The organism is Macrococcus bovicus, assembly GCF_004359575.1.
GTDB classification, from domain to species: Bacteria; Bacillota; Bacilli; order Staphylococcales; family Staphylococcaceae; genus Macrococcus; species Macrococcus bovicus.
The window spans coordinates 305,805-318,513 of record NZ_SCWF01000001.1; the positions used below are offsets into that span (position 1 = coordinate 305,805).

The 12,709-nt window shown below is 46.3% G+C and carries 15 protein-coding genes and 1 other annotated feature; all 15 genes read right to left on the bottom strand.

The annotated features are described in order from the left end of the window. Window positions 1-7: 7 nt before the first annotated feature. Window positions 8-454 carry an ACT domain-containing protein gene (locus ERX55_RS01760; RefSeq protein WP_133450859.1) on the bottom strand — a complete coding sequence of 149 codons (447 nt, stop codon included), beginning with the start codon at window positions 452-454 and terminating at the stop codon, window positions 8-10. Between the two features lie 8 nt (window positions 455-462). Then, complete coding sequence (obgE, locus tag ERX55_RS01765; RefSeq protein WP_133450860.1) at window positions 463-1,752, bottom strand: GTPase ObgE; 1,290 nt, start codon at window positions 1,750-1,752, stop codon at window positions 463-465. A 13-nt stretch (window positions 1,753-1,765) separates the two neighbouring features. Further along, a complete protein-coding gene (locus tag ERX55_RS01770) occupies window positions 1,766-2,167 on the bottom strand; it encodes a Spo0B domain-containing protein (protein WP_133450861.1) in 402 nt (133 codons plus the stop codon). A 100-nt stretch (window positions 2,168-2,267) separates the two neighbouring features. After that, window positions 2,268-2,552 (bottom strand): 50S ribosomal protein L27, encoded by a 285-nt coding sequence (gene rpmA, locus ERX55_RS01775; RefSeq protein WP_133417306.1) that lies wholly within the window; start codon window positions 2,550-2,552, stop codon window positions 2,268-2,270. A 10-nt stretch (window positions 2,553-2,562) separates the two neighbouring features. Then, complete coding sequence (locus tag ERX55_RS01780) at window positions 2,563-2,883, bottom strand: ribosomal-processing cysteine protease Prp (protein ID WP_133450862.1); 321 nt, start codon at window positions 2,881-2,883, stop codon at window positions 2,563-2,565. Continuing rightward, the gene (gene rplU, locus ERX55_RS01785; RefSeq protein WP_133431692.1) at window positions 2,883-3,191 is read right to left on the bottom strand and encodes a 50S ribosomal protein L21; all 309 of its coding nucleotides are present in this window, start codon (window positions 3,189-3,191) and stop codon (window positions 2,883-2,885) included. The genes ERX55_RS01780 and rplU overlap by 1 nt, the downstream gene beginning before the upstream one ends. A gap of 14 nt (window positions 3,192-3,205) precedes the next feature. Further along, window positions 3,206-3,277, bottom strand: a sequence feature (ribosomal protein L21 leader region). A gap of 51 nt (window positions 3,278-3,328) precedes the next feature. Further along, entirely contained in the window at window positions 3,329-3,820 is a 492-nt protein-coding gene (mreD, locus tag ERX55_RS01790) for a rod shape-determining protein MreD (protein WP_133450863.1), read from the bottom strand. Next, window positions 3,820-4,665, bottom strand: a complete 846-nt coding sequence (mreC, locus tag ERX55_RS01795; RefSeq protein WP_133450864.1) for a rod shape-determining protein MreC — start codon at window positions 4,663-4,665, stop codon at window positions 3,820-3,822. The genes mreD and mreC overlap by 1 nt, the downstream gene beginning before the upstream one ends. Before the next feature lie 204 nt (window positions 4,666-4,869). After that, window positions 4,870-6,609 carry an ABC transporter ATP-binding protein gene (locus tag ERX55_RS01800; protein WP_133450865.1) on the bottom strand — a complete coding sequence of 580 codons (1,740 nt, stop codon included), beginning with the start codon at window positions 6,607-6,609 and terminating at the stop codon, window positions 4,870-4,872. Further along, complete coding sequence (locus tag ERX55_RS01805) at window positions 6,609-8,348, bottom strand: ABC transporter ATP-binding protein (RefSeq protein WP_133450866.1); 1,740 nt, start codon at window positions 8,346-8,348, stop codon at window positions 6,609-6,611. The genes ERX55_RS01800 and ERX55_RS01805 overlap by 1 nt, the downstream gene beginning before the upstream one ends. 269 nt (window positions 8,349-8,617) lie before the next feature. Continuing rightward, complete coding sequence (gene radC, locus ERX55_RS01810) at window positions 8,618-9,286, bottom strand: RadC family protein (RefSeq protein WP_279512545.1); 669 nt, start codon at window positions 9,284-9,286, stop codon at window positions 8,618-8,620. After that, the gene (locus tag ERX55_RS01815; RefSeq protein ID WP_133450868.1) at window positions 9,286-9,984 is read right to left on the bottom strand and encodes a prepilin peptidase; all 699 of its coding nucleotides are present in this window, start codon (window positions 9,982-9,984) and stop codon (window positions 9,286-9,288) included. The genes radC and ERX55_RS01815 overlap by 1 nt, the downstream gene beginning before the upstream one ends. Window positions 9,985-10,161: 177 nt before the next feature. Next, entirely contained in the window at window positions 10,162-11,022 is an 861-nt protein-coding gene (locus tag ERX55_RS01820; protein WP_133450869.1) for an NAD(P)-dependent oxidoreductase, read from the bottom strand. A gap of 162 nt (window positions 11,023-11,184) precedes the next feature. Next, on the bottom strand, window positions 11,185-11,952 hold the full coding sequence (locus ERX55_RS01825) for a DUF1129 family protein (RefSeq protein ID WP_133450870.1): 768 nt from the start codon (window positions 11,950-11,952) through the stop codon (window positions 11,185-11,187). Next, entirely contained in the window at window positions 11,942-12,280 is a 339-nt protein-coding gene (locus ERX55_RS01830) for a PadR family transcriptional regulator (protein WP_133450871.1), read from the bottom strand. The genes ERX55_RS01825 and ERX55_RS01830 overlap by 11 nt, the downstream gene beginning before the upstream one ends. Window positions 12,281-12,709 lie beyond the last annotated feature (429 nt).

Below are 12,709 nucleotides of genomic sequence, written 5' to 3' on the forward strand. Positions count from 1 at the left end.
GTGCCTCCTACATATTCATACCGAGCAGCTGCACCTGATTGACACCGTCAATCTGTTTCAGCTTCTCAAGCAGTTCATTGATTGTGAGTTGCATCTCTCTCGCATTCAGCGAAATCGTGATCGTTGCCTTCTCCATGATCGGCAGACTCTGGTGGATTGTCAATACAGAGCCTTTTTCTGCCGCAATACATTCAAGTATACGGTAGAGCAGTCCTACATTGTCATCGACGTGGACGAGAAGCGTTATATTGCGTTCTCTCGTCTGATCTTCGACGGGAAAAATCGTATCCTTGAACTTATAATAGGCACTGCGTGAGAGATCATAGCGTTTAACAGCCTCAAATATCGATATCTGCGGCTCACGTTCCAGCAGTTTTTTTACTTTGAGTGTTTTTTTGACTGATTCCGGCAGGACATCTTCCCTGATCAAATAATACTTCTGTCCATCGCTCATTTCATCACCTACTCAACGAATTCGAATTCGCCCCCGAGAATGCGGACGATATCTCCATTTTTAGCGCCGCGTTCACGAAGCGCATCATCGATTCCCATCGAACGCATCTGACGCGCGAAACGTCTGACTGCCGCATCACGGTTGAAGTCCGTCATCTTGAAGATTCGCTCGATAGAATTACCGCTGACTACATAGGCGCCGTCATCGTCACGCGTAATCTCGAAATGATCCACTGACTTCTCGTGTTTATAGAGGACACGGTGAATACCTGTATCTTCTTCATCTGCATCAAAGTCCATATCTGCTGTCTCGTCTAACAGATCGGCCACCCGGTAGAGCAGCTGATCGATATTCTGATAGGTTGCGGCACTCAGTTCAATGATCTCAAGCTCTTCACCGACTTCTTCCTTGAAGAGAGCCAGGTTGTCCTCTGCCCCGAGCATATCCATTTTGTTCGCCACAACGATCTGTGGTCGCTTAGCCAGTTTTTCATTATAGTTCTTCAGCTCACGGTTAATGGTCAGATAGTCTTCGTATGGGTCACGACCGTCAGTGCGTCCCATATCAATCATATGAATGATGACGCGTGTCCGTTCAACGTGACGCAGGAACTGGTGACCGAGGCCTACGCCTTCAGACGCGCCTTCAATCAGCCCGGGTAAATCCGCCATCACAAAGCTACGGTTATCTTTAGTCTGCACGACTCCGAGGTTCGGTTTGATTGTGGTGAAATGATAGGCACCGATCTTCGGTTTCGCTTTAGAGACGATTGATAATAAAGTGGATTTCCCGACGCTCGGGAACCCGACCAGTCCCACATCTGCCATCAATTTCAGTTCAAGGATGACTTCAAGTTCTTCACCCGGCTCACCGTTCTCACTGAATTCAGGCGCCGGATTGGCGGCTGTCGCAAAACGCGAGTTGCCACGTCCACCACGTCCACCTTTAGCGACGACAGCGCGCTGCTCATGCATGACGAGGTCAGCGATCACTTCACCGTTTTCTGCATTCTTGATGATCGTGCCTGGGGGTACTTTCAGGATTAAGTCTTTCGCCCCGCGGCCGTGCATATTGCTGGACTGACCGTTCTCCCCTTTCTCAGCTTTAAACATACGCTGAAAACGGAAGTCAAGCAGCGTTCTTAAACCCTCATCCACTTCAAATACCACTGACGCCCCTTTGCCGCCATCTCCTCCAGCCGGGCCCCCTAAAGGTACATATTTCTCACGACGATAAGCGACGATACCATTTCCGCCGTCCCCCGCTTTTAAATTAATTTTGACCTGATCGACAAACATTTAAACACCTCTTTTATTTCTCTATATAATAGTCAGTCGCAGCATCGTCAACACTGAATGTCAAATGATACCGCTCTGCTTCTTCTTGAATCGTAATGATGATCTGCTGGCCCTCTGCCTGTTCTATCCAGGCTGTAAACTGGGCGGACAGCCATGCATCCTGCGAACCGTTACCTGTCGTTTCAACCTGAAAATCAAATCTGAAGTCTGTTGTCAGTTTATGATGAACCACTGTGTTGACGAACTGCGGCCAGCTGAGCTGGATGAAAAGCTGTTCACGCTGTAACTGCTCGCTCCAGTCCTGAACGACTGACTGTACTTTGCTGTAATCTTCCAGTTCACAGTAAATGCTGAGCAGCTGCAGCTGGTTGCTGAGATCATGCTTCGCCCTTAAATAAAGATCGAGTTCTTTCATCAAACCACCTCATCCCATTATAACACGTCTGTCTATATGGGACGAACAGTAACATCAAAAAAGAAAAGCACTAGAACAGTGTCTAGTGCTTGAATCTTTATTATTTTGCTTCAGCGTATACTGAAACTTTCTTTTTGTCACGTCCGAAACGTTCGAACTTAACAACGCCGTCGATTTTAGCGAATAATGTGTCATCGCCGCCACGACCTACGTTTTCACCAGGGAAGATTTTAGTACCGCGTTGACGGTATAAAATTGAACCGCCTGTTACGAATTGACCATCAGCACGTTTAGCACCTAAACGTTTTGATTCAGAGTCACGACCGTTACGTGTAGAACCTACCCCTTTTTTCGATGCGAAGAACTGTAAGTTTAATTTTAACATGAGTTACACCTCACTTATAATTTAGTTGGATGAACTGACCATATTCAGCTTCAATCGTCTCGAGTGAGACAATCATCGCCTGCAGGATCAGTTGCGCTTCATTGTTATTCAAATCTACCACACGCGCCTTGAAAAAGCCACCGTCGTGTGCGTAATCAATATCGGGTCTTTCATCTGTCAGTCCAAGCACTGCATTCATACTGCCAAAAACGACAGCTGAAGCACCTGCACACACCAAATCCTGTCCATGTGGAGCTGAGTCTGCATGACCTGTCATTTCAAAGTCAGTGACTCTGCCATCATCATTTACAGCAATCGTGACATGAATCATTAAGCGTTGATCGCTTCGATTGTTAATTTAGTGTAAGGCTGACGATGACCTTGTTTACGTTTGTAGTTCTTTTTAGGTTTGTATTTGAATACAGTTACTTTTTTACCACGGCCGTGTTTTTCAACTTTCGCAGTGACAGTAGCGCCTTCAACTACAGGTGAACCCACTTTAACAGATTCTCCGCCAACCATCAGAACTTTATCAAAAGTAAATGTAGCGCCTTCTTCTGCGTTTAATTTTTCAACCCAGATTTCTTGACCTTGTTCTACTTTTAATTGTTTTCCACCAGTTTCGATAATAGCAAACATACTTGCACCTCCTAATATATTTTAAGTCACGCCGTATACAGGTGGCCGGAGCACTTCAACCTCTATCCGAGCGGTTGTATGTAGCTATAAACTACTCAACTTGATTATAGTAACACCTTACACATTTGAAGTCAATACTAATCATCACTGCGATTCAATATTTTCAGCACAGTCGGGAACAGCACATAGATCAGGACGAAATTAATGACTGCAGAAGGGAGGCCATGATGAAAAACAAAATAAATCAGTCCATGTGAAGTGGAATAAAGAATGCGGTAGACTGCATAGAAGATGACTTCAAAAAAAAGGACAAACCCTATCAGCAGACTGATCATGACCGCTGTGTCTTTATAGAAAACATTAAACAGACGACTCATCAGCATGACGCATGCCATGTAACCGAATGTGTAAATGCCGTAGATGGTCGATAAATAGATATCAGAGATGACCCCGAAGACCACTGCCATCGTCATAGCGACTGATGAATGCCTATAGACGGATAGAATCAGCAGATAAATAAACAGCAGATGACTGGTGAAAAAAAACGAACCGACAGGCATGAGACTATTGATCAATGTATCCAGATAGAACAGTACGACTGCAATACCTGCAATAATAAGATATTGCATCACTTGCCACCTGCCGCCGGACTTTTCATCGCTATATAGACATGAGTCAGGTCTTTCAGACTGGCAGCCGTCTCAACATAGGCGATCTGACTCAGACCAAATTCATCATTCTCAATTTTTTTCACTTTACCGATGACAATCCCTTTCGGAAACTGGCCGCCGAGTCCGCTCGTCACCACATTTGTACCGACCTTCAGCTTGATATTGTTCTCAATATCATCAATGACGAGCAGATCCTTGCTGTCATCATACTGATCGATCATGCCGAAGACTTCACTGCCGCTATTCTGCAGCGTCACACTGATTTTGCTCGCTTTCGCGCTGGAAGAAATCAGTTCGACCTGACTGGAATATGCATTCGCTTTTTTTATTCGGCCGATCAGGCCTTCATTCGTAATGACCGCCATGTTCTCCTTGACCCCGGACGTCTGTCCTTTATTGATCACGAACGTATTCATCCAGCCATCAATATTGCGAGCGATAATAGTAGCCATCTGCGGATCATAGCTCGCAATACTTTCTGTTTTCATCAAACTTCTCAGCTCCGCGTTCTCTTTCTCAAGACGGTAGTTATCCGCTTCAAGCTGATTAAATCCTCGTATCTTCGCCCGCAGCGTCTTATTCTCTTCTACGGCATCCCACATATGCACCATATTACTGAGATTCTGGCCGATGAAGAGCATCGGATAGCTGACAATGCGCTGTCCGACTGCTGCAGAATCCCCTGCTATCTGTTCTGGCACTGTTGTTTCGTGCTCTCTGAGCGACAAGCCGACCAGCATAATAAAAACAATGATACCGAATAAAATAAAGACAAGCCTGTTGCGTTTATAAAAATCGGGCAACCTGAACACCTCACCACTTTAAATAATAGTTAAAGAATATCATATTTTGATTTTAACCGAAGCTATTTTTAACAATTTCAACGGTTGAAAGTTTGCAGTGTCTTATTCGTCAGCCCCTGCTGCGCTGCGGATTCACCTTGCGACAGAAGGCGGCATCAAAAAAAAGTAATTGCCCTTCGGCAATTACTTCTAATATAACATGATTTACTGACTATTGGCAGACTGAAGCTGATACATCTTGGCATATTGACCACCGGACTGAAGAAGTGTCCGATGAGTCCCGCGTTCAATAATTCTGCCTTTATCCAGCACGATAATCTGATCCGCATTTTTAATGGTGGACAGCCGGTGCGCAATAATAAATGTCGTTCTGCCCGCTTTCAGGACATCCATCGCCTGCTGAATGACCGACTCCGTTTCTGAGTCAATACTTGCGGTCGCCTCGTCCAGTATCAGGATAGCCGGATCAAAGGCCAGCGCGCGTGCGAATGAAATCAGCTGACGCTGGCCGCTGGATAATGTATTCCCTTTTTCCACCACCGGGGAATCGATGCCGTTTTCCAGTGTATCAAGAACTCTTGACCCCCCGACCGCTTTGAGTGCTGCTTCTGCGCGCTCGCGTGAAATCCGTTCATCATTAAGCGTGATATTGCTGAGAATGGTCCCGCTGTATAGATACGGGTCCTGCAGAACAATCCCCATATGACTGCGGAGTGAAGCTTTCGTAACCGACTTAGCATCGACACCATCCATCAGAATCCGTCCCTTAGTGGGATCATAGAATCTGAAGAGGAGGTTCATGATCGAGCTTTTTCCTGAGCCGGTATGGCCGACGAGCGCGACTGTCTCACCCCGGCGAGCATGAATATTGATGTCCGTCAAGACATACTCGCCTTCTTTGTAGGCGAATGACACATCTTCAAAGACGACATCACCCGCTAACTGAGTGATGGTGTGGTCCTCCGGGACTTCAGCCGGTTCGTCGAGCATCTCATAGACACGGTCTGCAGAGACGCGCGCCTGTTCGAGGACGCTCAAATTATTGACAAGGTTATACATCGGATTGAACAGTCGGGTCAGATATTCAACAATGATATACATCATACCGGCAGTCAAGGCAGTTTCGCCGCTCAGAAATGTAGAACCGAACACATAGATCATCACCGCAAAGATCACGGAACGAATGGTGCCCATTAGATTATGGCTGGTCAGTGAGTCCAGCTGAATAATACGGGAATAGTTCCGCAAGTAATCATCATTCAGTTCATTGAATTCCTGCTGAATCTTCTCTTCCTGATTGAACGCCTGAATAATCGTCATACCGTTGATCGATTCATTCAGCATCGCATTCATATCACTGTTCTTTTCACGTGTCACCTGATTGTATTCATCAGACAGTCTGCGGTAGACCACCAGCCAGCCGATGAGCAACGGCACGACAAGGAACGCTGCTAGTCCCACTTTCCAGTTGAAGAAGAAAATAGCGACGATAATCGCAATAATATTAACAAAACCGGACAAATAGGTCGGCAGCAGCACAGTAAACAGCTCTAAGATTGTCTGCGTATCGTTCGTGATTCTCGCCACCACTTTACCCGCCGGCAGTGTATCGAAATACTTGATCGGCAGCTTCTGCATATGTCTGAACAGCTTATTTCTGAGATTCATGATGACATTGGAGCCTGCATTCTGGAAATACAGCGTCTGATAGTAACTGAATACGGCATTGACAAGCGCGATGACCGCATAGATACCAAGCAGCTGCATGATGGGTGCGAGATCAATGGTACCCGCTGCCTCTCTCACATGGTCATCTATGATCTTCATCGCAATCACTGGGCCGATCAGTTCAGCTACAACAGCACCTGCCAGGAAAAGAAAGCCGATGAGAAAGAGCTTCTTGAACTTAAGTGCTTCATGTAGCAATCGTTTTGAATTAGACATTACTTCTCCTCCTCTCTCAGTTGCTGACGGTTGAACTGCTCCAGGTACCAGCCCGGTTGTCTGATAAGTGATGCATGCGTACCCTGCTGGATAATTTCGCCGTTATCAAGCACAACGATCAGATCAGCATGCTGGACAGCAGACAGACGATGCGTTGAAATGATGGTCGTCTTTCCACTGCGGGACTGCTGTATGTGTTCGATGATCGCTGTCTCTGTTTTAGCATCGACTGCTGACAGGGAGTCATCAAGGATCAGAATATCCGGATTTTTAATCATGGCACGTGCGATTGAAATCCGTTGTTTCTGACCACCGGAGATGGCAATCCCTTTTTCACCGACCAGTGTATCCAGACCCTGCGGCAGGCGTTTAACATCTTCAGTGAAACTCGCGAGCTCTATTGCACGCGCAATCTCTTCTTCACTGGCATCCGGCCGGCCGAACAGGATATTGTCTCTGACTGAGCGTGAAAATAAAATGTTTTCCTGTGAGACGTAACCGATTTTTTCGCGGACCTGACGTTTAGTCAGCTGACCGATTTGAACACCTCCGAGTGTGATCCGGCCCTCACCGACTGGATACTCTTTTAAAATCTGACGGATCAGGGTAGTCTTGCCGCTACCTGTCGGTCCGACAATACCGAGCGTTTCTCCGACACCAAGTTCAATATTGACCGCTTTTAAATTGACCTGTTCACTTGAGGGATATTGGAAGTGGACAGCATCGAATGACACATGGTGATCAGGTGCAACAAGTGAATCAACCGAGTCCGCCATGACGTCATCGGCCTCCAGGACTTCCATCACACGGTCGAGTGAGGCATTCCCGCGCTGCATAATGTTGAAGAGCAGACCAATGGCAAACATCGGCCATACCATCATATTGAGATAGACATTGAAGGCAATTAAATCACCGATTGAGATCTCGCCACGATTGACGAGTACACTGCCGTAACCGAGAGCGATGATAAAGCTGATCATCGTCACGATAATCGTCAGCGGCTTAAACAATGCATCCAGCTTTTCGACTGCCATAAACTTATCCACGACGTCCGTCGTCATTCTACTGAAACGTCGGTTCAGATTGTCTTCCTGTGCAAATGCCCGTGTCACTCGGATCCCTTCAATCGACTCCAGGACATCATCATTCATATCCCCGAAGGCATCCTGACTGATGGTATAGCGTTTATGGATCATCTTACCTAGACGCTGCTCGATAATGGCGAGAAGCGGCAACGGCAGCATCGCAAAAAGCGTCAGCTTCCATGAGATAGCAAAACCCATCATCAGTATGATGGTCACCAGATACGTCGTACTATCAATCAGTGTGAGTATACCGAATCCGACAGTCTGCCGGATGGCACTCAAATCATTTGTTGCCCGAGCCATCAGGTCACCTGTACGGTTTTTTTCATAATAGCCGGGACTCATGGAGAGAAATTTCGCCATCAGTTTCCTTCTCATCAGACTCTCGAGAAGCTGAGAACCGTTGAAGAGCAGAAATCTCCAGACATAATTGATCAGATAGCCGATGATAATCAGCGCAACGAATGCGGCGATTATCTCATAAAAGCGTGCGGGTGTAAGACTGCCGAGCGTAATGGCATCAATCGTCTTACCGATCAGCCACGGCGGCAGAATCTCCACGACGTTCGCTATCAGTAAGAGAAGAACTGCGACTAAATAGCGTTTCTTCTCCTGCTTGAAAAACCAGCTTAATTTAAATAGTACATCAAACATGTAAATCCTCCTTCTTAACTCCTCATAGAAACACAAAAAGCACATACCTCCCCTAATGGAAAGCATGTGCTCAACAACAGAAGAGAAACTCCTCCTCTGTCTTAATTAGTGTGACTCATACGAGGAGGACAAATTAATTTGTAATGACAGACGCGGATATTCATTGCGCATATTAATCTCCTCCTTTTCTTATTTTCAATATTATCATAATTCAAATAATTTAAACTGACAACACTTTTTTTCGTTTTCCGAAATACTTCACAAAAAATTTACAACAGTCCCTTCTCCTTAATACTGACGAAAACACCGTCCCCGATAATAATATGATCCAGCAGCTCGATGCCAAATAACGTACCGCAGTTGATCAGGCGCTTCGTCGCCTCGATATCCTCTACAGAAGGCGTCGGATCACCGGAGGGATGGTTATGACAGACAATAATACTGGCAGCAGAACGTCTGACCGCTTCTCTGAATACCTCGCGCGGATGAACAATCGACGCATTGAGTGAACCTTTAAAGATGACCTGCTCATGGATCACGACATTCTTCGTGTTCAAATAAAGGGCGATAAAATGCTCCTGGGTATAGTAACGCAGGCGTTCCATCAGCAGGTCAGCGACACACTGCGGGGATTTGATCTTCACGCGGTCTTCAAGAGAATGTGTATGCATTCTGACCGCGAGTTCTATCATGGCGAGCATCGTCACCGCCTTCTTCTCTCCGATGCCCTTGATTTCCCGCAACTCCTGCAGTGTCAAGTAGCGCATGTCCCGAATATTGCCCATAGACATCAGCAGCTTGTTGGCAACTTCCAGGACAGACTCATCCTTACTGCCTGTATTGATGATGATGGCAAGAAGCTCCTGATTGGTCAGCTGTTCCGGCCCGTACGTCATCAGCCGTTCACGCGGCTGATCTTGTTTTAACATCGCTAGCATTATAGAAATCCTCCAAAGTATATAGTATAAAGTTCATCGTAGAATTTGAATACGAGCAGCGTACTAGCTGTGATAAAAGGGATAAGCGGTATTTTTCTGAGATTATGCTTGTAGAACAAGAAGCAGATGACAGCCATACCTCCGATGAAATAAGTGAGCATAAAGATCAGCAGAAAATAGGTAAGCGGCAGAAAGAGAGCAAATAAGGACAGCAGCTTGATATCACCGTAACCGATACTACCGGTCAGCAGATAAAATAGATGAAGCAGCATGATCAGCATGCCTGAAGAGATTAAATGCCGGCTGTCCAGCAAGAGCGGAAAACAAATCATCAGTAGAACGCAGGCGAATAGCAGGAGCATATGATCAGGCACTTTGAAATGATAAATATCATAAATTGCGAGCGGAACCAGAAATGAGATACAGGCGGCATACAGCGCTGAACTGCTCTCTGAAATGAAAAGAAAAAAGAGCACGAAAAACAGCAGCTCTGTCAGAAAGATATAAACCGGTATCCGGTTTCCACATCTGCGGCATCTCCCGTTTTGTATGATAAAACTGACGAGCGGCATTAATTCATACCATGACAGCTCAGCATGACAGCTGTCACACTGTGAGCGCCTGAATAAAGAACCTTCATAATAAGTGAGACAGAGCATAAAAGAGCCGATGAAACTGCCGAGTACTGCTACAACCATAAGTCACCTCTTTTCTTAACTTCACTTTAAAGGATAGACTGCTCCGTGTAAAAAAGCAGAAAAAGATAAAAAGGGCCAGCAATGCCTGCAGTTTTTCATCAAAACACTCACTTTGATGAAATTCTGCAGCAAAGTCACCTCATTTAAAGAAAAACAGCAAAAAAGAGCAGACATCGTCTACTCTTTATCATTTTCATAATAATGAATGATCGTATGGGTGCCGTCCTCCATTTTCTCGTCGTCGGATAACGCCTCATAAAGGCTGTACGCTAACGCGAGGCCGGGAAGTTTGATCTCCATCTTCTCCGCTTCCTGCAGCGCTATTTTCATGTCCTTCAGGAAATGATGCGTATAAAAGCCGGGTTTGAAATCACCGGACAGCATACGCGGGGCTAAATTAGAAAGTGACCAGCTGCCGGCTGCGCCTTTAGCAATCGTCTCAAGTACACGCTCCACATCAAGACCCGCTGACTTAGCATAGTGAAGGCTCTCGGCCACACCGATCATGCCGGATGCTATCGCAATCTGATTCGCCATCTTCGTGTGCTGACCACTGCCGGCGAGACCGAAGTAACTGACGCTGCTACTGAAAGCTTGAAGCAGCGGCTCTACTGTCAGAAATGCTGCAGCGTCGCCACCGACCATCGTGGAAAGGGTACCATTTTTTGCACCGATGTCACCACCGCTGACAGGTGCATCCAGTATGGCGATGCCTTTCTCTAGAGCTTCCTCTGCAATCCGAGCTGCAAGTTCCGGGCTTGACGTCGTACAGTCAATCATGATCTGACCGCTCTTACCATTCGCGATTAAACCTGTCTCCCCTAAATACATCTCGCGCACATCATCCGGATACCCCAGCATCGTGAAAACGATGTCGACCTCCTGCACCAATGCAGCAGGACTGTCGCACCAGATAGCACCCTTATCAAGAAGTCCCCGTGCTTTATGCTTCGTGCGATTATATACATACAGATCCCCTGTCAGATAACCTGCCATGCTCGCGCCCATGACGCCGGTCCCGATAAAACCAATTTTCATGAATCATACCCCCTGTGTTACAATATCTGCAATGATAGAAGAAGAGAGAACTTATTATGCCTTTAAAATTCATCGTCCCGTCCAGCTCCATTTAGCAGTCATTATGAGTGTACTACTTATCTCAGGAAGTTTCCTCCTATTGACACGCTGATGATTCATGACTTAATGGCTATTTTTCTTAAATCTGGAATAGAAGGCCATAGCTCCGACTAATGCGACGACACTCAGCATGAGAAAGATGGATGATGAAATGTTGACGAATTCTTTACTGCCGGCGGGTTGGTCCGTCAAGATCCGAGCGACTAGATCCGGCAATACAAGATAGACCATGACACCGATATAGAACCACGCTTTATGCATCGCGCAGAAACCGATGAAAAGAAGCAGCAGAATCAGCCCCAGCCATAGACTCATATGCATATCTAAGTTGATGATGGATGCTCCTTCATTGGCACGTAGATAGAACTCCCCCGCTAAAATAACAGCAAAGCCTAAAAATGCAATCAGAAGAGGCGCAAAATAACCTTGTCTCGTATGACCGTATTTCTTTAACATCGTCATCAGTAACCAGAATTCCAGAGGCAGCAAGATGACTATTAATATACCGTAGAAGATCAACCGTTCGACTGACATCTCAAACTGGCCTGCAACGAGCCTCGGGATAGTAAAGAATGCCAGGATTGCGAACAATGCGCCGATCATTGTCTTAATGAATGAATGGTCAAAGGGCATTTCCTTCGAGATTGAATTGATGTATGCATCCGGCGAACCCCCTGTGATACTCTCCACACTCTTTCCACGTTTTTCAGCCTGAGTCAGATGATCTCTTAATTCATCAGTCACCGCTTCGATATCTTCATCTTTCTTACCCTGTTTCATCAGTTCCATTCTGACACTGTTTAAAAACTGCTCTGATTTTTTACTTAACATCTTCCACACTCCTCATTAAATTGTTCATGCCATGATTCAAAGCTGTCCATTTCCGCTTGAAAATAATCAGCTGCTCCACTCCACTTGCTGTGATGGTATAGTACTTCCGCTTCGGCCCCCCATTATCCGACTTGACCATCCGTGTGGTCACATAGCCTTTTTTATCCAGCCTGAGCAATACGGGATAAATACTGCCGTCACTGATTTCCGGAAAGTCATTCAATTTCAGCTTCTCTAAAATTTCGTAACCATAGGTCTCACCCTGGGCAATCAATCCCAGAATAGCCCCGTCCAGCAGTCCCTTCATCATCTGATCATACACCGCCACAATCCATGCCCCCTCATAACTATCTTGTAATCTACTATAGTACATGATAAGAATAAAATCAACTATCTTTTATAAAATGAGAGTGAGACTTTGATATGTATCGTCCCGCAGATGCCTTTTGCGGGACGTTTCTCACTCTCCTGCTCCCGTTTCCCGAGCGTATCGTCCCGCAGATCCACTTTGCGGGACGTTTCTCACTCTCCTGCTCCCGTTTCCCGAGCGTATCGTCCCGCAGATCCACTTTGCGGGACGTTTCTCACTCTCCTGCTCCCGTTTCCCGAGCGTATCGTCCCGCAGATCCCTTTTGCGGGACGTTTCTCACTCTCCTGCTCCCGTTTCCCGAGCGTATCGTCCCGCAGATCCACTTTGCGGGACGTTTCTCACTCTCCTGCTCCCGTTTCCCGAGCGTATCGTCCCGCAGATCCCTTT

Excerpts from the sequence above, each read along its gene's own strand:
- ERX55_RS01780 (WP_133450862.1), bottom strand. The coding sequence starts at position 2,883 with ATGATTCATGTCACGATTGCTGTAAATGATGATGGCAGAGTCACTGAC.
- ERX55_RS01820 (WP_133450869.1), bottom strand. The coding sequence starts at position 11,022 with ATGAAAATTGGTTTTATCGGGACCGGCGTCATGGGCGCGAGCATGGCA.
- rpmA (WP_133417306.1), bottom strand. The coding sequence starts at position 2,552 with ATGTTAAAATTAAACTTACAGTTCTTCGCATCGAAAAAAGGGGTAGGT.
- ERX55_RS01800 (WP_133450865.1), bottom strand. The coding sequence starts at position 6,609 with ATGTCTAATTCAAAACGATTGCTACATGAAGCACTTAAGTTCAAGAAG.
- radC (WP_279512545.1), bottom strand. The coding sequence starts at position 9,286 with ATGCTAGCGATGTTAAAACAAGATCAGCCGCGTGAACGGCTGATGACG.
- mreD (WP_133450863.1), bottom strand. The coding sequence starts at position 3,820 with ATGCAATATCTTATTATTGCAGGTATTGCAGTCGTACTGTTCTATCTG.
- ERX55_RS01805 (WP_133450866.1), bottom strand. The coding sequence starts at position 8,348 with ATGTTTGATGTACTATTTAAATTAAGCTGGTTTTTCAAGCAGGAGAAG.
- ERX55_RS01770 (WP_133450861.1), bottom strand. The coding sequence starts at position 2,167 with ATGAAAGAACTCGATCTTTATTTAAGGGCGAAGCATGATCTCAGCAAC.
- rplU (WP_133431692.1), bottom strand. The coding sequence starts at position 3,191 with ATGTTTGCTATTATCGAAACTGGTGGAAAACAATTAAAAGTAGAACAA.
- obgE (WP_133450860.1), bottom strand. The coding sequence starts at position 1,752 with ATGTTTGTCGATCAGGTCAAAATTAATTTAAAAGCGGGGGACGGCGGA.
- ERX55_RS01760 (WP_133450859.1), bottom strand. The coding sequence starts at position 454 with ATGAGCGATGGACAGAAGTATTATTTGATCAGGGAAGATGTCCTGCCG.
- ERX55_RS01825 (WP_133450870.1), bottom strand. The coding sequence starts at position 11,952 with ATGTTAAGTAAAAAATCAGAGCAGTTTTTAAACAGTGTCAGAATGGAA.
- ERX55_RS01815 (WP_133450868.1), bottom strand. The coding sequence starts at position 9,984 with ATGGTTGTAGCAGTACTCGGCAGTTTCATCGGCTCTTTTATGCTCTGT.